At 68.9% G+C, this 18,869-nt stretch carries 19 protein-coding genes, 1 tRNA gene and 1 pseudogene; 14 read left to right on the top strand and 7 right to left on the bottom strand.

What is annotated here, in order from left to right; genetic code table 11:
- On the bottom strand, positions 1-393 hold a 393-nt coding region (locus tag JHN63_RS31310; RefSeq protein WP_200686964.1), incomplete at its 3' end, for a type II toxin-antitoxin system PemK/MazF family toxin.
- Positions 394-608: 215 nt separating this feature from the next.
- On the opposite strand from JHN63_RS31310, the gene JHN63_RS31305 reads away from it, so the two are divergent.
- Positions 609-1,361, top strand: coding sequence for an MBL fold metallo-hydrolase (locus JHN63_RS31305; protein ID WP_200686963.1), 753 nt, complete (start codon positions 609-611; stop codon positions 1,359-1,361).
- Positions 1,362-1,427: 66 nt separating this feature from the next.
- Here the strand turns inward: JHN63_RS31305 and JHN63_RS31300 are convergent, their stop codons facing one another.
- Both JHN63_RS31300 and JHN63_RS31295 read right to left on the bottom strand, forming a co-directional pair.
- Positions 1,428-2,678: a PTS transporter subunit EIIC gene (locus tag JHN63_RS31300; RefSeq protein WP_200686961.1), complete on the bottom strand. Its 1,251-nt coding sequence runs from the start codon at positions 2,676-2,678 to the stop codon at positions 1,428-1,430.
- A gap of 180 nt (positions 2,679-2,858) precedes the next feature.
- The gene (locus JHN63_RS31295) at positions 2,859-4,151 is read right to left on the bottom strand and encodes a PTS transporter subunit EIIC (protein WP_200686959.1); all 1,293 of its coding nucleotides are present in this window, start codon (positions 4,149-4,151) and stop codon (positions 2,859-2,861) included.
- Positions 4,152-4,256: 105 nt separating this feature from the next.
- Here JHN63_RS31295 and JHN63_RS31290 point away from each other — a divergent pair, with 105 nt between their 5' ends.
- The 4 genes from JHN63_RS31290 (at position 4,257) to rdgB (ending at position 6,572) form a co-directional block, all read left to right on the top strand.
- Positions 4,257-4,526: a PTS glucose/sucrose transporter subunit IIB gene (locus JHN63_RS31290; RefSeq protein ID WP_267953825.1), complete on the top strand. Its 270-nt coding sequence runs from the start codon at positions 4,257-4,259 to the stop codon at positions 4,524-4,526.
- Positions 4,527-4,655: 129 nt separating this feature from the next.
- Positions 4,656-5,393 (top strand): ribonuclease PH, encoded by a 738-nt coding sequence (gene rph / locus JHN63_RS31285; protein WP_200686955.1) that lies wholly within the window; start codon positions 4,656-4,658, stop codon positions 5,391-5,393.
- Between the two features lie 137 nt (positions 5,394-5,530).
- A complete protein-coding gene (locus tag JHN63_RS31280) occupies positions 5,531-5,938 on the top strand; it encodes a hypothetical protein (protein WP_200686953.1) in 408 nt (135 codons plus the stop codon).
- Positions 5,939-5,969: 31 nt separating this feature from the next.
- A complete protein-coding gene (rdgB, locus tag JHN63_RS31275) occupies positions 5,970-6,572 on the top strand; it encodes an RdgB/HAM1 family non-canonical purine NTP pyrophosphatase (RefSeq protein WP_200686951.1) in 603 nt (200 codons plus the stop codon).
- A gap of 52 nt (positions 6,573-6,624) precedes the next feature.
- On the opposite strand, the gene JHN63_RS31270 is transcribed toward rdgB, so the two are convergent.
- A tRNA-Leu gene (locus JHN63_RS31270) sits at positions 6,625-6,697 on the bottom strand.
- Positions 6,698-6,958: 261 nt separating this feature from the next.
- On the opposite strand from JHN63_RS31270, the gene JHN63_RS31265 reads away from it, so the two are divergent.
- Both JHN63_RS31265 and JHN63_RS31260 read left to right on the top strand, forming a co-directional pair.
- Positions 6,959-7,801: a helix-turn-helix transcriptional regulator gene (locus tag JHN63_RS31265; protein ID WP_200686949.1), complete on the top strand. Its 843-nt coding sequence runs from the start codon at positions 6,959-6,961 to the stop codon at positions 7,799-7,801.
- Positions 7,783-7,992 carry a DUF397 domain-containing protein gene (locus JHN63_RS31260; RefSeq protein WP_200686947.1) on the top strand — a complete coding sequence of 70 codons (210 nt, stop codon included), beginning with the start codon at positions 7,783-7,785 and terminating at the stop codon, positions 7,990-7,992. Before JHN63_RS31265 ends, JHN63_RS31260 begins: the two co-directional genes overlap by 19 nt.
- 94 nt (positions 7,993-8,086) lie before the next feature.
- On the opposite strand, the gene bcp is transcribed toward JHN63_RS31260, so the two are convergent.
- Positions 8,087-8,554 carry a thioredoxin-dependent thiol peroxidase gene (gene bcp / locus JHN63_RS31255; RefSeq protein WP_200686945.1) on the bottom strand — a complete coding sequence of 156 codons (468 nt, stop codon included), beginning with the start codon at positions 8,552-8,554 and terminating at the stop codon, positions 8,087-8,089.
- A gap of 94 nt (positions 8,555-8,648) precedes the next feature.
- Between bcp and JHN63_RS31250 the strand changes: the two genes are divergently transcribed.
- Together JHN63_RS31250 and JHN63_RS31245 are read left to right on the top strand one after the other, a co-directional pair.
- On the top strand, positions 8,649-8,996 hold the full coding sequence (locus JHN63_RS31250; RefSeq protein WP_200686943.1) for a DUF3618 domain-containing protein: 348 nt from the start codon (positions 8,649-8,651) through the stop codon (positions 8,994-8,996).
- A 91-nt stretch (positions 8,997-9,087) separates the two neighbouring features.
- Positions 9,088-9,444 carry a co-chaperone GroES gene (locus JHN63_RS31245; RefSeq protein WP_026150372.1) on the top strand — a complete coding sequence of 119 codons (357 nt, stop codon included), beginning with the start codon at positions 9,088-9,090 and terminating at the stop codon, positions 9,442-9,444.
- 189 nt (positions 9,445-9,633) lie between these two features.
- Here JHN63_RS31245 and JHN63_RS31240 read toward each other — a convergent pair whose 3' ends face one another.
- A complete protein-coding gene (locus JHN63_RS31240) occupies positions 9,634-12,075 on the bottom strand; it encodes a transglycosylase domain-containing protein (protein ID WP_200686941.1) in 2,442 nt (813 codons plus the stop codon).
- A gap of 241 nt (positions 12,076-12,316) precedes the next feature.
- Here JHN63_RS31240 and JHN63_RS31235 point away from each other — a divergent pair, with 241 nt between their 5' ends.
- From JHN63_RS31235 to JHN63_RS31220, 4 genes are all read left to right on the top strand, one after another.
- A complete protein-coding gene (locus tag JHN63_RS31235) occupies positions 12,317-13,117 on the top strand; it encodes an ABC-2 family transporter protein (protein ID WP_200686940.1) in 801 nt (266 codons plus the stop codon).
- An 88-nt stretch (positions 13,118-13,205) separates the two neighbouring features.
- Entirely contained in the window at positions 13,206-13,982 is a 777-nt protein-coding gene (locus JHN63_RS31230) for an ABC transporter permease (protein ID WP_200686966.1), read from the top strand.
- A gap of 6 nt (positions 13,983-13,988) precedes the next feature.
- Positions 13,989-14,999, top strand: a complete 1,011-nt coding sequence (locus tag JHN63_RS31225) for an ATP-binding cassette domain-containing protein (RefSeq protein ID WP_200686938.1) — start codon at positions 13,989-13,991, stop codon at positions 14,997-14,999.
- 138 nt (positions 15,000-15,137) lie between these two features.
- Positions 15,138-15,995 (top strand): DUF1707 domain-containing protein, encoded by an 858-nt coding sequence (locus JHN63_RS31220; protein ID WP_200686936.1) that lies wholly within the window; start codon positions 15,138-15,140, stop codon positions 15,993-15,995.
- A gap of 38 nt (positions 15,996-16,033) precedes the next feature.
- Here the strand turns inward: JHN63_RS31220 and JHN63_RS31215 are convergent, their stop codons facing one another.
- Positions 16,034-17,356, bottom strand: a complete 1,323-nt coding sequence (locus JHN63_RS31215; RefSeq protein ID WP_200686934.1) for an SGNH/GDSL hydrolase family protein — start codon at positions 17,354-17,356, stop codon at positions 16,034-16,036.
- A gap of 140 nt (positions 17,357-17,496) precedes the next feature.
- Between JHN63_RS31215 and JHN63_RS31210 the strand changes: the two are divergent.
- Positions 17,497-18,857 (top strand): annotated as a pseudogene (locus JHN63_RS31210) (DUF445 domain-containing protein).
- Positions 18,858-18,869: the final 12 nt, after the last annotated feature.

The following is an 18,869-nucleotide window of genomic DNA, read 5'->3' as shown; positions in this document are numbered from 1 at the left end:
TGCCGGGTCCGCGACCCCCACCCGCCGCCGGAAATCGGCCACCGGCACGGACCGCAGCTCGTCGGTCTCCAGATAGCTCGCCCGCCCCTGCGCGTCCCCCACCGACCCCGGGGGCAGCGCGATCACCCCGCCCCGCTCGTCGTGGTACTTGCTGGTGATCTTCGCGACCGTCGCCGTCCGCCCGCGCACGGAGAGCACCAGACACGGCCGGTCCTTCGCGGCCCCCGGCTGATCCTCGTAGGGGACGCTCGCCCACCAGATCTCGGCGGGCCGCGGCCGGTCCCCGCGCACTTTCCGCGCGGGCCGCCGCCCCCGCCCCCACCCGTCGACGAGCGTGGCGACCAGCGCCAGCAACACCACCGCCGCCAGCGCGAGCCACCACGTCGTGTTCATGCGGACGACGGTACCGGCGCGCATTCCAAGCCGCGCGCCCTCTGGTAAACCCCACGCGCCCCGGTTCCAGCCGAACCGGTGACACCACAGGTGAGTTCCCCCACAACAGCCCTTGGCGGAGGAGCGACCGGCCCTTTTGCGCCTTACGCTCGACGGACCGCACGACCCCCGTCACCCAACTCCAGAAGTTACCCGCCAGCGGAGGTTTCTGCTTTATGAAGCTCACCGTCGTCGGCTGCTCGGGGTCGTTCCCGTCCGCGGAATCGGCCTGCTCGAGCTACCTCGTAGAGGCCGACGGCTTCCGGCTGCTCCTCGACATGGGCAACGGCGCCCTTGGCGAGCTGCAGCGCCACTGCGGTCTCTACGACCTCGACGCGATCTTCCTCAGCCATCTGCACGCCGACCACTGCATCGACATGTGCGCGTACTTCGTCGCGCGCTACTACCGCCACGACGGCGGCCGCTGCGACCCCATCCCGGTCTACGGCCCCGAGGGCACCGAGCACCGCCTGACCACGGCCTACGCCGACACCCCCACCGCCTCCTCCATGAGCGAGGTCTTCGACTTCCACACGGTGAAGCCGTCCACGTTCGACGTCGGCCCCTTCACCGTGCACACCGAGCGGGTCCGCCACCCCGTCGAGGCGTACGGCATCCGCGTCGAGCACGGCGGCCGGTCGCTGACCTACTCCGGCGACACGGGCGTCAGCGAGTCCCTCGACGAACTCGCCCGCGACACCGACCTGTTCCTGTGCGAGGCCGCGTTCACCCACGGCAAGGAGAACATCCCCGACCTCCACCTCAACGGCCGCGAGGCGGGCGAGACGGCGACCAGGGCGGGGGTCAGGCGCCTGGTGCTGACCCACATCCCGCCGTGGACCGACCCCCAGACCAACCTCGCCGACGCGCGCGAGGTCTACGCCGGCCCGGTGGAACTGGCGGCGCCGAGAGCGTCGTACGACATCTGACCGCGCATACGTGAAGGGCCCCGGCACCATCTCGGTGCCGGGGCCTTCGTCACGCCGTCGGGAGGCTCACGCCTTCGTGAGGTCCTCGAGCTCCTCCTCGGGCTCGCGGCCCGGGGTGGGGAGGTTCCACTTGGTGATCGCGAAGCGGAAGACGAAGTAGTAGACCGCGCCGAAGACCAGACCGATCGGGATGATCAGCCAGGGCTTGGTGGCGAGGTTCCAGTTGAGCGCGTAGTCGATGAACCCGGCCGAGAAGGTGAAGCCCGCGTGGACACCGAGTGCCCAGGTGATCGCCATGGACAGGGCGGTCAGCACCGCGTGGATCGCGTACAGCACCGGGGCGATGAACATGAACGAGAACTCGATCGGCTCGGTCACACCGGTCACGAAGGACGTCAGCGCGAGCGAGATCATCATGCCGGTCACGGCCTTGCGGCGCTCGGGACGGGCGGTGTGCGCGATGGCGAGCGCGGCGGCCGGCAGGCCGAACATCATGATCGGGAAGAAGCCCGACATGAACTGTCCGGCGGTCGGGTCACCGGCGAAGAAGCGGGTCAGGTCACCGTGCACGACGGCGCCGGAGGAGTCCTTGTAGTCGCCGATCTGGAACCAGGCCACGGAGTTGACGAACTGGTGCATGCCGACCGGGATCAGCCCGCGGTTGATCAGACCGAACAGACCGGCACCGAATGCGCCGAGACCGGTGATCCACTCACCGAAGTTCGAGATGCCCTCACCGATCGGCTTCCAGACCAGGCCGAAGAAGACACCCATGAGCGTGCCGACGAACGCCATGATGATCGGCACGAGACGGCGGCCGTTGAAGAAGCCGAGCCAGTCGACCAGCTTGGTCCGGTGGAACTTCTGCCACAGCACCGCGGAGAGCAGACCCATGATGATGCCGCCGAGGACACCGGGGTTGTTGTACGTCGCGGGTACGTCGGCGCCCTTGAGGATCTGCGCGTCGGTGACGGGGAAGGCCTTGAGCACATTGCTGTAGACGAGGAAGCCGACCAGCGCCGCCAGCGCCGTAGAACCGTCGGACTTCTTCGCGAAGCCGATCGCGACACCTATACAGAACAGCAGCGGCAGGTTGTCGAAGATCGCGCCACCGGCGGTGGCGAAGACCGCCGTCACCTTGTCCGGCAGGTTCAGCTTGTCGTGGATGTCGGCCTGGCCGAACCGGAGCAGGATGCCCGCCGCCGGAAGCACAGCGATCGGGAGCTGTAGGCTCCGGCCGATCTTCTGCAGGCCCTGGAACAGGCCGGATCCCCACTTCTTTGTGGGTGCCGCCGTTGGCGCGGTGGCAGTGCTCATGGACTTCCTCCATCGGGTGGTGGTCTACACCACTCAGTGGTGTAGACCTGTTGTAGCAGATGAAGTCCGCATAAAGGAACCCGCGAATCCTGCGACCGAATCGCTACGCGACGTACACGAAGGTGAGCACGGCAAAGGGCCCCCGGACCGCTGGTCCGGGGGCCCAACTCGCGCACGCCGTCAGGCTTTTGTGACGTCCTCGTGCTCGTCCTCCGGCTCTCGCCCCGGAGTCTTCAGATCGAACTTCGTGATCGCGAACCGGAAGACGACGTAGTACACCACCGCGAAACACAGCCCGATCGGAATGATCGCCCACGGTTTCGTCGCCAGGTTCCAGTTGATCGCGTAGTCGATCAGGCCCGCCGAGAAGCTGAACCCGTCATGCACCCCGAGCCCCCAGGTCACCGCCATCGACACCCCGGTCAACACCGCGTGGACGGCGTAGAGGAGGGGTGCGATGAACAGGAACGAGTACTCGATGGGCTCGGTGATGCCGGTCACGAACGAGGTCAGCGCGACCGACAGCATCAGCCCGCCCACCTCCTTGCGGCGGTTCGGCTTCGCGCAGTGTGCGATCGCGAGCGCCGCGGCCGGCAGCGCGAACATCATGATCGGGAAGAAGCCCGAGGTGAACTGCCCCGCGTTCGGGTCGCCCGCCAGGAACATGTTGATGTCACCGTGCACCACCGTCCCGTCCGGCTTGGTGTAGCTGCCGAACTGAAACCAGATGGGCACGTTGAGGAACTGGTGCAGCCCTACGACGAGCAGCGCCCGGTTGGCGAGACCGAACACCCCGGCACCCAGCGCGCCCCGGTCGCTCAGCCAGTCGCTGAAGTGCTCGAGCCCGCTGCCGATCGGCGGCCAGACCCAGAGCGCCACCGCCGCCACCGCGATCGCCACGAACGACATGATGATCGGCACCAGCCGCCGCCCGTTGAAGAAGCCCAGCCAGTCCACCAGCTTCGTACGGTGGTAGCGCGCCCAGAAGAACGCGGTCAGCAGCCCCAGCACGATCCCGCCGAACACCCCGGGATTCTGGTACGCGAGCGCCGTGACCGAGTGGTCGGCGGCCTGGCACCCGATCCCGGGGATCACGTCCGTGCCGCCCGTGCAGTCCTTGGGGAACTGGCGCAACACGTTGTAGTAGACGAGGAAACCGACGACCCCGGCCAGCGCCGTCGACCCGTCCGACTTCTTCGCCATGCCGATCGCGACGCCCACACAGAACAGCAGCGGCAACCCGAGCTGCCCGTCCAGCAGCGCGCCGCCCGCGCCCGCCATCACCTTCGAGACATTGGTCCAGCCGAGCCCGTCGTCCCCGAACACGTCCGGCTGCCCGAGCCGGTTGAGGATGCCGGCGGCCGGCAGTACGGCGATGGGGAGTTGGAGACTGCGGCCCATCTTCTGCAGGCCCTGGAACAGGCTGCCCCAGAGAGTCCGCCCGGGACGGGCGGCGGCACTGTCGGCACTCATGGACGCCCCTCGGTAATGTGGTGTAGACCAGTTGGCGAGTGATCGCTCACCATCATTCGGCACGCACGACATGACCGCTCGCGAAGCTGGGCCAACTGTGGGTTACTGCGACAAAGCGGTTCGGATCAGGGAGAGAACAACATGGCCACCAAGGCTGAGAAGATCGTTGCCGGGCTGGGCGGCATCGACAACATCGAAGAGGTCGAGGGCTGCATCACCCGCCTGCGCACCGAGGTGAAGGACCCGACCTTGGTCGACGAAGCCGCACTGAAGGCCGCCGGCGCCCACGGCGTCGTCAAGATGGGCACCGCGATCCAGGTCGTCATCGGCACGGACGCGGACCCGATCGCGGCGGACATCGAAGACCTGATGTGAAGCGCGGGGATCATCCCCGGCGCTGACCCCCGCACCACACACTGAGGGGCTCTTCCCGACGCACGATCCGGGAGGAGCCCCTTCCCCCGTCCCTCCACCCGGTCCGCCGCTACGACTAGGCTCTTCGCCATGTCTCGAATCGACGGCCGCACCCCCGAACAGCTCCGCCCCGTCACCATCGAACGTGGCTGGAGCAAGCACGCCGAGGGCTCCGTCCTCGTCTCCTTCGGCGACACGAAGGTCTTCTGCACCGCCTCGGTCACCGAAGGCGTCCCCCGCTGGCGCAAGGGCAGCGGCGAGGGCTGGGTCACCGCGGAGTACTCCATGCTGCCCCGCGCCACCAACACCCGCGGCGACCGCGAGTCCGTCCGCGGCAAGATCGGCGGCCGCACCCACGAGATCAGCCGCCTCATCGGCCGCTCGCTCCGCGCGGTCATCGACTACAAGGCCCTCGGCGAGAACACCATCGTCCTCGACTGCGACGTCCTCCAGGCCGACGGCGGCACCCGTACGGCGGCCATCACCGGCGCGTACGTCGCGCTGGCCGACGCCGTGGCCTGGGCCCAGGGCAAGAAGCTGATCAAGGCCGGCCGCCAGCCCCTCACCGGCACGGTCTCGGCGGTCTCGGTGGGCATCGTCGGCGGAGTCCCGCTCCTGGACCTCTGCTACGAGGAGGACGTCCGCGCCGAGACCGACATGAACGTCGTCTGCACCGGCGACGGCCGCTTCGTCGAGGTCCAGGGCACGGCCGAGGCGGAGCCCTTCGCACGCGACGAACTCAACGCGCTCCTCGACCTCGCGGTCCTCGGCTGCGACGAGCTGACCGCCGTACAGCGAAAGGCACTTGAGGCCGCGCTGGAGAAGTAGGAGGCTGGGCGGTCGGGTAAAGGGCGTACAAAGAGGAGCGGGTCGCGGGGGCAACCCGGCGGCCCGCCCCCGCGTCCCTATGCATACGAAAACGGGGTGGCCACCGGGGCCCACCCCCAGGGGGAGGAAACCGAACCATGGCCGCCGCAAGCCGACGCAGTCGTAGCCGCCGTATCGCCATCGCCGCCACCGTGGCGGTGATCGGACTGACCGCCGGACTCGCCACCGGCTGCGACGCCGTCGACAAGGCCATCGACTGCGTCCAGACCGCCGACACCATCGCCGACAGCGTCACCGGACTCCAACAGGCGGTGGAGAACGCGGCCAACGACCCCACCCAGACCGACCAGTCCCTCAACTCCATCGAGAAGGACCTCGACAAGATCGGCGACAAGACCGACAACGCGGACGTCAACAAGGCGGTGGACGACCTGAAGAAGGCCGTCGACAACGTCCGTACGGCGGTCAAGAACGGCGACGACACCCCCGACATCAGCCCCGTGACGGACGCGGCGGGCGAACTGACGAAGGTCTGCACGTCATAGGCGCGCGGCGGGGGTTGGAATACTGAACGCCATGACACGCCTGATCCTCGCCACCCGCAACGCCGGGAAAATCACCGAACTGAGGTCGATCCTCGCCGCCGCGGGCCTGCCCCACGACCTGATCGGCGCCGAGTCCTACCCCGAGATCCCCGACGTCAAGGAAACGGGCATCACCTTCGCCGAGAACGCGCTGCTGAAGGCCCACGCCCTGGCCCAGGCAACAGGCCTCCCGGCGGTCGCCGACGACTCGGGCCTGTGCGTCGACGTCCTCAACGGCGCACCGGGCATCTTCTCGGCCCGCTGGGCAGGCCGCCACGGCGACGACCAGGCCAACCTGGCCCTGCTCCTGGCCCAGTTGTCCGACATCGCGGAGGAACACCGGGGCGCCCACTTCGCCTGCGCGGCGGCGCTCGCCCTCCCGGACGGCACGGAGCGGGTGGTCGAGGGCCAGTTGCGGGGGGTTCTACGGTTCGCACCGACCGGCACGAATGGCTTCGGCTACGACCCGATCCTCCAGCCGGGCGGCAACACCCGGACCTGCGCGGAACTCACACCGGACGAGAAGAACGCGATCAGCCATCGGGGGAAGGCGTTTCGGGGGTTGGTGCCGGTGGTGCGGGAGTTGTTGGGGTGACGCTACGAAAGAGCCCCTCGCCTACTAATCGAAGGTGAGGGGCCTTTCCTCGTGCGCCCGGTCGGATTCGAACCGACAGACACGACCACCTAAAGATCGCCGCTCAGCCCTTGGCGTACGGGCGCCAGTGCTGTGAACCACTTTACAAGCCGCCGCGACTGCGTTGTCGACCTTCTTTGCACCAGGTGCTGGTGACCGCGTGGCAGTTCGGACACGGATATCGCATGTGATGTTGTGCTGATTCCATGACCTGGCTGTGCTGGGTGAATTACGCTGTGTAGTCCGGTCGTTGTGACGTTGCGCCCAGATGCGGGCGACCGGGTGTGGACGGGGAGGTGGTTCCACACGTTCCGTATCGCTCATGTGAACGTCCCGGAGGGAGCGGTATGCCGCAACGACGCGTCATCACCGGCCGCAGCCAGGAGCCTCGTCAGCGGTTCGCCGAGGAGTTGCGGAGGCTACGGGCCGCGAGCGGGCTGAGTCTGCGCGCGCTTGGTGAACGGCTGGGCTGGGACGCGTCGTTGTTCGGCAAGATGGAGAACGGCGAGACTCTCGGCAGCTCGGAGGTCGTTCAGGCCCTCGACACGCACTACGGGACGCCGGGGCTGTTGCTGGCGATGTGGGAGTTGGCCGCCGGGGACCATACGCAGTTCCGCGAGCGGTACCGGCGGTACATGGCGCTGGAGGCGGAGGCGGTGAGCCTGTGGCACTTCGCGGTGAGTGTGCTGCCGGGGTTGTTGCAGACGCCGGGGTACGCGCGGGAGACGCTGATGGCGGGCGGGCTTGAGGGGAAGGAGCTTGAGCAGCAGGTCGAGGCGCGAATGGGGCGGCGGGAGTTGTTGGAGGGGGTGGATGCGCCCCGGTTCCGGACCGTTCTTTCTGAGGCGGTCCTGCGCACGGCGTTGCTGAACACCCCTGAGTGGCGTGGGCAGTTGGAGCACCTGACTGAGATGTCGGAACGCCCGAACATCGTCGTCCATGTGTTGCCGTTCAGCGCGGGTCCTTACGGGCTTGATAGCACTGACGTGTGGTTCCTGCGCCTGGCACAGGGACGTACGGTGGCATACACGGAGAACGCGTACCGCGGCGACCTGATCGAGGACAGCGCGGCGGTCGAGAAACTGCAAGGTGCTTACGATGTGGTTCGTGACCTGGCGTTGTCCCCGGCCGAGTCGCGGAAGTTCGTCCTGCGCATGTTGGAGGAAATGCCGTGCGATCCATCGACTTGAGTGTCGTGAACTGGCGCAAGAGCTCATACAGCAACTCGGACGGTGGCGCTTGCGTCGAGGTCTCCGACGACTTCGCCACTGTGGTCCCGGTACGGGACAGCAAGGTTCCTCACGGGCCGCTGCTCGTGTTCCCTGCCGGCGGGTGGACTTCCTTCGTTTCGGCAGTCAGGGACGGGCAGTTGAGCGACTGACCAGGCATGGCCAGGAGCGCAGGTCGGTGCCCGGACGGCCCGACCTGCCTCCCGATGTGTGGATCTCGTTCAGCTGTCGAAAAGTACTGGGGGCCTAGATACCCAGGTCCTTGATGATCTTCGCCACATGCCCCGTCGCCCGCACGTTGTACAGCGCGTGTTCGACCTTGCCGGACTCGTCGACGATGATCGTGGAGCGGATCACGCCCATGTAGGTCTTGCCGTAGTTCTTCTTCTCGCCGAAGGCCGCGTACGCGTCGAGGACCTGCTTGTCGGGGTCCGCGAGGAGGGTGACCTTCAGGTTCTCCTTGTCGCGGAACTTGGCGAGCTTCTCCGGCTGGTCGGGGGAGATGCCGATGACGTCGTACCCCGCGCCGGTCAGCAGCTCCAGGTTGTCCGTGAAGTCGCAGGCCTGCTTGGTGCAGCCGGGGGTCAGGGCCGCCGGGTAGAAATAGACGATGACCTTGCGGCCCTTGTGGTCGGCGAGGGACACCTCGGTGCCGTCGGCGTCGGGAAGCGTGAAGGCGGGGGCAACGTCCCCGGGCTGGAGTCGTTCACTCATCGCGCTAGCGTAACCGGGGGTGCTGACAGTGCACTCCGCGCGAGAGCTGACAGACTGTCCGGCACCAGTACCAGCAGACTTCGGAGGCCGTACGGTGGCGGACACGTCGAACACGCCGGACACCAGAACCCCGGCGGAGATCGAGGCGGACATCAAGCGTCGCCGCGATGTCCTGGCCGACACCCTCGACGAGATCGGGGTGCGCGTACACCCGAAGACCATCGTGGGCGACGCGAAGGCCAGGATCGCGTCCGACATCGATCACACCCTCGGCAGGGCGTACGTCGGCGTCAACCGGGTCGTGAGTGACGTCAAGGGCCGGTTCGTGGACGAGGAGGGCGCGCCGAGGGTCGAGCGGATCATCCCCGTCGCGCTCGTCGCCGTCGGCGTCGTGGGCCTGTTCGTCCTCGGATCCCGGCGCCGCAGGGGCCGTAGGGGCTGACGGGGACCGCACAGGCCGGCAGCGGTCGTCGGGGCCGATATCGCGGCCCCAGCGGCGTACGGACCGGCCCTGGACAGGTAGGTTCGTGGGCGTGAGCGCCAAGAGAGACGAGCAGAGCACCCAGCACGACAAGCTGCCCATCCGGATGCTGCACGACCGTGTGCTCGTGCGGCAGGACAAGAGCGAGGGCGAGCGGCGTTCGGGCGGCGGGATCCTGATTCCCGCGACGGCCGCGGTGGGGCGGCGGCTGGCCTGGGCCGATGTCGTCGCGGTGGGGCAGAACGTACGGACCGTGGAGCCCGGCGACCGGGTCCTGTACGACCCGGAGGACCGTGCCGAGGTCGAGGTGCGCGGGGTCGCCTACGTCCTGATGCGTGAGCGGGATCTGCACGCCGTCGCCGCCGACCGCTTCGAGGGGTCCGAGGACTCGACCGGGCTGTATCTGTAACCCAAGACCTGAAGGGGCTGGTGACCATGGTCACCAGCCCCTTTTGCCGTCCCCTTTCATGGCCTGGGTCCTGCTCGTCGTCGCCGGTCTGCTCGAAGTCGGCTGGTCGATCGGGATGCTGTGTTCATCTGGGGGACTGACGGCCGCCAAGCCGCCAAGCCGCCAAGCCGCCCAAAGGGGCTACTGGGCCTACTCCTTCTTCCGCGCCGTGCTCTGCGGGCCCGCCGTCGTCCCCCCGGTCGTCGTGCCGCCGGTGGTGCCGTCCGTCGTGGTGCCCGTGGTGCCGCCCGTCGTCGTGGTCCCGCCGTCCGTGGTCGTGCCCGTGGTGCCGCCGTCGGTGGTGGTCGTGCCGCCGTCCGTCGTCGTGCCGCCCGTGGTCGTGGTGCCCGTCGTGCCGCCGGTCGTGGTGGTGCCGCCGTCGGTGGTGGTCGTCCCCCCGTCGGTCGTGCCGCCCTGCGTCTGGCCCTGGTCGCCCTGGCCACCCGTGGTGGTGGTGCCGCCGTTGTCCTGGTCGCCGGTCGTGGCCGGCTGGGAGGGCTGGAGGCTCGGGGGCGCCACGGTCTCGGCGCCGTCCTGGAGCTCCAGGTCGAAGTCGCTCGCCTCGGTGCCCTTGAGGGCGGACTTGGTGTACTGGGCCCAGATCTCGGCGGGCGCCCCGCCGCCGTTGATCCGGGCGAGGCCCATCGCGCCGTAGAGCGACTTGTGGGCGGCGGTGGTCGGGTCCTGGCCCATGACGGAGACGACCGTCGCCAGGTCGGGGGTGTAGCCCGCGAACCAGGCCGCCGTGTCCTCCTCCGCCGTGCCGGTCTTGCCGGCCGCCGGGCGGTCGGCGGCCTGGGCCGCGGTGGCCGTGCCGTTGTCGACGACGCTCTGGAGGACCGAGGTCGTGGTGTCGGCGGCCTCGCGGCTCACCGCGCGGGTGGTCTTCTGGTCCGGCAGCTTGATCTCGTCCGTGCCGTCCTTGGTGATCTTCGAGATCATCGTGTACGTGTGCCGCTGACCGTGGTTGGCGAGGGTGGCGTACGCCTCCGCCATGTCGAGGACGCTCGCGGTGGACGGGCCGAGCGCGATGGACGGGGTGGCGGTCAGGTCGGGGGTGTCGGACGGGATGCCGAGGGCGATCGCCGTCTGCTTCACCTTGTCGGGGCCGACGTCGACGGCCAGCTGCGCGTACACCGAGTTGACGGACTTGTCCGTCGCCGTACGGAGGGTGATGTCGCCGTAGGAGACGCCGTCCTCGTTCTCCGGGGCGTACGAGCCGCCGCTCCAGCCTTCCACGGGGCGCTTGTTGGTGCCGTCGTAGTAGGTGTTGGGCGTGATGGTCTGGCCGTCCTGGGTCTGCGAGCCGTTCTGGATCGCGGAGGTGAGGACGAACGGCTTGAAGGTGGAGCCCACTTGGAAGTCGCCGCGGGTCGCGCCGTTCGTGTACTGCTTGACGTAGTCGATGCCGCCGTAGATCGCGACGATCCTGCCGGTCTTGGGATCGACCGAAGCGCCGCCCGCGCGCACGTAGTTGTCGACCTTGCGGCTCTTCTTGTCGAGCTTGGACATCACCTTGTCGTTGACCGCCTTCACGAAGGCGTCCTGCTTGCTCTTCTGGAGGGTGGTGGTGATGCGGTAGCCGCCGGCCTCCAGGGTGTCCGCGTCGATGATCTTGTTGGTGGTGAGGTAGTCCTTGATCGCGCCGACGATGTAACCGCGCTGCCCGGACATGCTCGTTGAGGCCGTGGCCTCCTTCGGCATCGGGAACTTCATGCCGGTGCGCGCGGACTCGGTGAGCCAGCCCTTCTTGACCATGCCGTCGAGGACGTAGTTCCAACGGGCCACCGCCGCGGCCTTGTTCTCCGGATGCGCCACGACGTCGTACTCGCTCGGCGCGTTCAGCAGTGCGGCGAGGTAGGCGCCGCGGCCCGCGTCGAGTTCGGTGGCGTCCTTGCCGTAGTAGGCCTGGGCGGCGGCCTGGATTCCGTAGGCGTTGCGGCCGAAGTAGCTGGTGTTGAGGTAGCCCTCCAGGATCTCGGACTTGGACTCCGTGCGGTCCAGCTTGATCGAGATGAAGAACTCCTTCACCTTGCGGGTGACGGTCTGTTCCTGGCCCAGGTAGTAGTTCTTGACGTACTGCTGGGTGATCGTCGAGCCGGACTGGGTGCCCTTGCCGGTGGCGGTGTTCCACGCGGCGCGGACCATCGCCTTGGGGTCGACGGCGGACTCGGAGTAGAAGTCCCGGTCCTCGGCGGCCAGTACGGCGTGCTGGGCGTCGGAAGAGACCTGGGCGAGGCCGACGCTCTCGCGGTTGACCTCGCCGTCGCGGGCGAGCTGGGAGCCGTCCGCGTAGAGGTACACGTTCGACTGCTTGGTGGCGAGCGCGTTGGCCGGCGGGATCTTGACCATCGAGTAGCCGAGGTAGAACGCGCCGATCAGCAGCGCCACGAGCGTGACGACCCCGGCGAGCGTCATCCGCCAGGTCGGGATGGCCCGGCGCCACCCGGTGCGCTTGGGCCGCTTCGGCTTCTTGGGCTTCCCGCCCCCGGGCGCCTCCGGCGTCCCGGGCGCCTCGGGTGCGGCGGCCGCTTCCGGCTCTCTCGGTGCCCAGCCCTGTGCGGGCTGCTGCGGCTGCGGCTGGTCGCTCATCTCGTGCACGGACTCCTGTTTCGCGTCGTACGTCCCGTACGGCCCCGCATGGTCCCATGCGGTCCGGTACGTTCCTGTACGGCCTTGTGCGCTTCTGCGCCCCCAGACGAAGACTCTCGCACCATGCGTTCCGTTCCCGCCCATCGGCACGCACTTGCCCGGAAAATGCGTGGCGTGCGTCACCACCTGCGGACTAGGCTCCTGCGCTTCGGTGTCAAGACATGGGGGAGGGTGATTTCTGTTGGGTGCCGGTCGGTTGTACGCGGCCGTCGCGGCGGGGGGTTTCAGGCGGTACGCGACGTACCGGGCGGCGACGCTCGCCGGGGTGTTCACCAACACCGTGTTCGGCGTGGTCCTCGTCTACACGTATCTGGCGCTGTGGGACGAGCGCCCGCATCTCGGGGGGTACGACCAGGCGCAGGCGGTGACCTATGTGTGGCTGGGGCAGTGCCTGTACGCGACGCTGGCGATCCAGGGTGGCGGGTTCGAGAAGGACCTGATGGAGCGCATCCGCACCGGCGACATCGCCGTCGACCTGTACCGCCCGGCCGATCTCCAACTGTGGTCCCTGGCAACGGACTTCGGGCGGTCCCTGTTCCAGCTGCTCGGGCGGGGCGTGATCCCGTTCGTCTTCGGCGGGCTGTTCTTCCCGATGGCGCTGCCCACCGACGTCGGCTCCTGGGCGGCCCTTCTGGTGGCGCTGCTGCTGGCGATGCTGGTGAGTTTCGGCATCCGCTATCTGGCCGCGCTGAGCACGTTCTGGCTGCTGGACGGCACGGGCGTCAACCAGGCCACGATGATCCTGGGCATCTTCTGCTCGGGCATGGTGTTCCCGCTCAACGCCTTCCCGGGCGCGCTCGGCGAGGTCGTCCGCGCGCTGCCGTGGGCGGCACAGCTCCAGGTGCCGGCGGATGTCCTGATGGGAAAGACCGGCCTGCTGTCCGCGTACGCCTTCCAGGCGACCTGGGCGGTGGCGCTGCTGGGGGCAGGGCGGCTCCTTCAGTCGGCGGCCACGCGGAGGGTGGTGGTCCAGGGTGGCTGAGACGACCCGAAGGAGTGAGGCGGTGACCCAGCGGCACGTGGACTTCGGTGAACTGCCGCGCTGGCGCGAGGGGTTGCGTGCCTACCGCATGATCGCCGCGATGTGGATCCGGTCGAGCATGGCCTACCGCACCTCCTTCGTCATCACGGTGTTCGGCAACCTGCTGGTGACCGGCCTGGACTTCGCCACGATCCTGCTGATGTTCTCGCGGGTCGACTCGCTGGGCGGCTGGTCGCTGCCCGAAGTCGCCTTCCTGTACGGCCTGTCGGCGACCGCGTTCGGGATCTCCGACCTCGTGCTCGGCTCGATGGACGTGCTCGGCGCCCGCATCCGCGACGGCTCCTTCGACACGCTCCTCGTGCGCCCGGCACCGGTGTTGGCACAGATCGGCGCGGACCGTTTCGCGCTGCGCCGCCTCGGCCGGATCACCCAGGGCGGCCTGGTGCTCGGGTGGGCGCTGCTGCACGTAGACGTCGACTGGACTGTCGGGAAGCTCCTGTTGGTGCCGGTGATGCTGGTCTGCGGGGCGGCGATCTTCGGGGCGCTGTTCGTGGCGGGCGCCGCCTTCCAGATCCTGGCGCAGGACGCGGCCGAGGTGCAGAACGCGTTCACCTACGGCGGCAACACGCTGCTGTCGTATCCGCCGGTCGTGTTCGGCAAGGACTTCGTGCGGGGCGTGACCTTCATGCTGCCGCTCGCCTTCGTCAACTGGGTACCGGCGTCCTATGTGTTGGGGCGGCCGTACCCGCTGGATCTGCCGCCGGGCGCGCAGTTCGCCTCGCCGCTGGTGGCGCTCGCCTGCTGTGCGCTGGCCGGACTGGCGTGGGGCGCGGGGCTCAAGTCGTACCGAAGCACGGGAAGTTGAGGACCGGTGGACAAGCACTTCGACCAGGACAATCACTTCGATCACGACGAGCACTTCATCCAACTCGACCGCGTCGAGAAGGTCTTCGACGTGCGCAAGAAGACCGGGTTCATGAAACGGGAGCGACGGCAGGTGCGGGCCGTCGACTCGATCTCCTTCGCCGTGGCACGTGGCGAGATGGTCGGCTACATCGGTCCGAACGGCGCCGGGAAGTCCACAACCATCAAGATGCTGACGGGGATTCTCACCCCGTCCGGGGGCCGGCTGCGGGTGGCCGGCATCGACCCGTCCCGCGAGCGCACCCGCCTGGCGCACCGCATCGGCGTGGTGTTCGGCCAGCGGACCACCCTCTGGTGGGACCTCCCGCTGATCGACTCGTACAAGCTGATGCACCGCATGTACCGCATCCCCGACGCCCGTTACGCCGAGAACCTCGACCGCTGTGTCGAACTCCTCGAACTGGGCCCCCTGTTGGACGTCCCCGTACGGCAACTCTCCCTGGGCCAGCGGATGCGCGGCGATATCGCGGCGGCCCTGCTGCACGACCCCGAGGTGCTCTACCTCGACGAGCCGACCATCGGCCTCGACGTCATCTCCAAGGCCAAGGTCAGGGAGTTCCTGCGGGAGTTGAACGCCGAACGCGGCACCACGGTCCTCCTCACCACCCACGACCTCCAGGACATCGAACAGCTCTGCTCCCGCGTGATGGTCATCGACCACGGCCGCCTGATGTACGACGGTCCGCTCACCGGGCTGCACGAGGCGGGGGAGAGCGAGCGGACCCTTGTGGTGGACCTGGAACGGGAGTTGCCCCCGATCGAGGTGCCGGACGCGCGGGTGGTGAAGGTGGAGGGACCCCGGCAGTGGCTGGCGTTCCCGGCGTTGGAGTCGGCGGCTCCGCTGGTCGCGCGGATCGCGGCGGAGTATCCGATGGTGGACCTGTCCGTGCGGGAGCCGGACATCGAGGCGGTGATCGCGAAGATGTACGCGGAGCAGGCGGAGAAGGCGGCCTCCTGACCGGTGGAGAAGGCGGCTCCTGACCGGTGGGGAAAGCGGCCTCCCGGCCAGTGGAAAATGCGGTCTCCTGGGCAGTGAGGAAAGCGGCCTCCCGGCCTCTCGTAGCCCTTCGTGTCGTGACCTCGTAGGCTGCTCCGTATGACCGACGACGCAGTCCCGGAGCTCCGCGCATCCGACGCAGACCGTGAGCGGGTGGCCGAGGTCCTGCGCGACGCCGTCGCCGAGGGGCGCCTCGACATGGAGGAGTTCGAGGAGCGTCTCGAGGCGACGTACAAGGCGCGGACGTACGCCGAACTGACCCCCATCACCCGCGACCTGCCGGCCCCCGGGGTCGCCCCGCCGCCGGTGAACATGGTCAAGGACCCGGTGGACAGCGGGAGTTGGGCCGGGCGGATCGTCGGCGGCGAGGGCTCCTCGACCGGTGGTGTGGCCATCATGTCCGCGTTCCAGCGCAAGGGCCGCTGGACGGTCCCGAAGCGGTTCACCTGCTTCGCGTTCTGGGGCGGCGGCGAGATCGACCTGCGCGAGGCCACCTTCGCGGACCGCGAGGTCGAGATCAACTGCGTCGCGATCATGGGCGGTGTGCAGGTGATCGTGCCGCCGGGCGTCGAGGTCGTCGTCCGCGGCCTCGGCATCATGGGCGGCTTCGACCACAGCCAGGAGGGCGTGCCGGGCGAGCCGGGCGCCCCGCGCGTGATCGTCAAGGGCTTCGCCTTCTGGGGCGGGGTCGGCGTGGAACGCAAGCTTCCGCGGGCCGAGCGGCAGCGGCTCAAGGAGGAGCGACGCCGGCAGAAACTGGAGGGCGGCTCCTCGCCGAGGGAACTCCACGGCTCGCACCGTGACGCCCTGTCCGGTCTGCACGACGCCCATCGCGAGGCCATGGACGAGCACCGCGAGGCGCTGCGGCGCCGGCACGAGGAGCGCCAGGAACGGCACGAGGAACGGCGCGAGCGGCACCGGGAGCGGCGGGAGCGGCGCCACCGGGACTGGGACTGAGCGTTTTTCAGTGCGGACGGTTCACAGCTGGGGACGGGTCACAGCTGGGCCGGGACCCCGCCCTTGAGGTCCGCCAGGTCGATCGTGCGGGCCATCTTCCGGTAGCCCCGGTCGTTGGGGTGGAGATGGTCCCCGCAGTCGTACTCGGGGGCGAACCTGCGCGGGTCGTACGGGTCGCGCAGCGCCTTGTCGAAGTCGACGACGGCGTCGTAGACCTTGCCGCTCCTGATCACCGCGTTGACCTGTTCCCGTACGGCGTTGCGGCCGGTGGAGTAGCGGGGGTGGCCGCCGAAGGGCATCAGGGTGGCGCCGACGACCTTGATGCCGCGGGCGTGCGCCTGGCGGACCAGGGTGCGCAGGCCGGCCAGGATCCGGTCGGCGGGGGCGCCGTGCAGGACGTCGTTGACGCCGAGGTCGATGACGACGACCTTGACGTTCGGGCGGCCGAGCACGTCGCGGGCGAAGCGGTCGAGGCCGCTCTGGTTCTCGGCGGGCCGGCCGTCGAGACTCGCCAGTATCTGGTTGCCGCTGATGCCCGCGTTGACGACGCTGTAGCGGGGCATGTCCTGCCCGGCGGTCACGGCGGCGCGCAGCCGCTGCGAAAAGGCGTCCGGCCAGCGGCGGTTGGCGCTCTCGGTCGAGGTGGACCCGTCGGTGATCGAGTCGCCGAACGCGACGACCGTGCCGTCCGCCTCGTCGCTCAGCACGTCCAGCGCGGTCAAGTAGCGCCAGATCGCGGTCCGTTCGGTGTACGGCGTGCCGGTCGTGTCCTCGGTGCGGTCGCCGGGGGCGAGATAGGAGATCTGGCGGGCGTACGGGTGGTAGGTGGCCGGGCCGGAGTCCTTGGGCGCGTACGTGGTGACCAGCACGTCGGCGCCCTGCGGTATTCGGAGCCGTACGGCGTCGCTGAGCACCTGCTTCCCGGCCGCGATGGTGACGGACGTGGCGCCGCCGAAGGTCAGCTGGCGCATGGTGCCCTCGGCCGCGGCGGAGCTGTTGTGGTCGGCGGCGACGGCGATCGAGACGTGCGTGAGGGTGAGCGGGGTCTCGCCGTAGAGGTTGGAGAGGGTGATCCGGGCTCCTGCCCCGCCGGCGCTCGTGTGGACGATGTTGCGCACCGAGCGGCCCGCGAGACCGGTCTGCTCGGTGCCGCGCTCACCGGCCACCGGGGCGGCGGACCAGGCGCCGACCCAGGTACCGGCCGAGGCGGGGGCGGCGGAGTTGTGCGGGGCGCGCCCGCCGGCGGGGGAGGTCCCGCGGCTGCCGTCGCCGGCGGAGACCCCGACGTAGATGGAGACGGAAAGGGCCACGATCAGGGTGATGATCGCGGACAGCAGGGCATAACCATGGCGCTTGGTCACGCGGTGCGGTTCTCCTCGGGTGGGCGACGAGGCCGGGTGGGTGGAGAGGTCGGCTTAGTGGCAGGGCCCTGCCATTCTGCACTTTCGGGTGACAGCGGGAACTCCTGTCCCGTTCCAGGAGTCGGTCAGGAAGGGACAATATGCACGGTACCGGCGAACGGGTGGAGCAGGTGGAGCGGGTGGAACGTACGGGAGCGGACGCGGCCGGAGGTGAGCCGTCCCGGCGCACGATGACCACGTTCAGCGCGGCGGACGAGGAGAAGCAGCGGGGCGTCCGCCGGATGAAGCTGACGGCGCTGGGCCTGCTGCTCTTCGTGGCGGTCGTGTACGTGCTCGCGAAGTGGGCGTCGAGTTCGGGCGCGGGCCCCTGGGCGGGCTATGTCGCGGCGGCGGCCGAGGCGGGCATGGTGGGCGCGGTGGCCGACTGGTTCGCGGTCACGGCGCTCTTCCGCCACCCCCTGGGCCTGCCCATCCCGCACACCGCGATCATCCCCACCAAGAAGGACCAACTGGGCGTCTCGCTGGGCGAGTTCGTCGGCGAGAACTTCCTCTCCGAGGAGGTCGTACGACAGCGTCTGCGCGCGGTCGGCATCGGCAGCCGCCTCGGCGCCTGGCTGGCGGACCCGGACCACGCCGACCGGGTGACGGCGGAGCTGTCGGCAGCCCTCCGAGGAGCCCTCACGGTGCTGCGGGACTCCGACGTCCAGGCGATCGTCGGCGAGGCGATCACCCGCCGCGCCGACGCCCAGGAGCCCAGGAGATCGCCCCCGGCATCGGCAAGACACTGGAGAAGATCGTCGCCGACGGCGGTCACAAGCGGGTCGTCGACCTGATCGTCGCCCGCGCGCACGACTGGCTGGTCCTGCACGACGAGCAGGTCATGGACGCGGTCGAGGGCGGCGCGCCCGGCTGGACCCCGAGATTCGTCGACAAGCGGATCGGCGAGCGCGTCTACAAGGAACTGCTCCGCTTCGTCACCGAGATGCGCGACATGCCCTCGCACCCGGCCCGCGGCGCCCTGGACCGCTTCCTCGGCGACTTCGCCGCCGACCTCCAGTCCGACACGGAGACCCGCGCGCGCGTGGAGCGCCTCAAGGGCGAGGTCCTCGGCCGCGGCGAGGTCCAGGACCTGATCGCCAGCGCGTGGACGTCCGTACGCTCGATGATCGTCTCGGCCGCCGAGGACGAGCGCAGTGAGCTACGGCTGCGGGTGCGGGCCTCGCTCATGTCACTGGGCGCGCGGATGGCGGTCGAACCGAAGCTCCAGGCGAAGGTCGACGGCTGGCTGGAGGGCGCGGCGGTCTACGTCGTCACCACCTACCGCAAGGAGATCACCTCCCTGATCACGGACACGGTGGCGGGCTGGGACGCGGAGCACACGACCCGCAAGATCGAGGCGAACATTGGTCGTGACCTGCAGTTCATTCGGATCAATGGCACGGTGGTGGGGTCGTTGGTGGGGTTGTTGATCTATACGGTTACGCGGGTGGTGGGGGTGTAGGTGGGGGTGTTG

Origin of the sequence: Streptomyces sp. MBT65 (genome assembly GCF_016612545.1) — a bacterium.
GTDB lineage: Bacteria > Actinomycetota > Actinomycetes > Streptomycetales > Streptomycetaceae > Streptomyces.
This window is presented reverse-complemented; position numbering and strand designations above follow the sequence as displayed.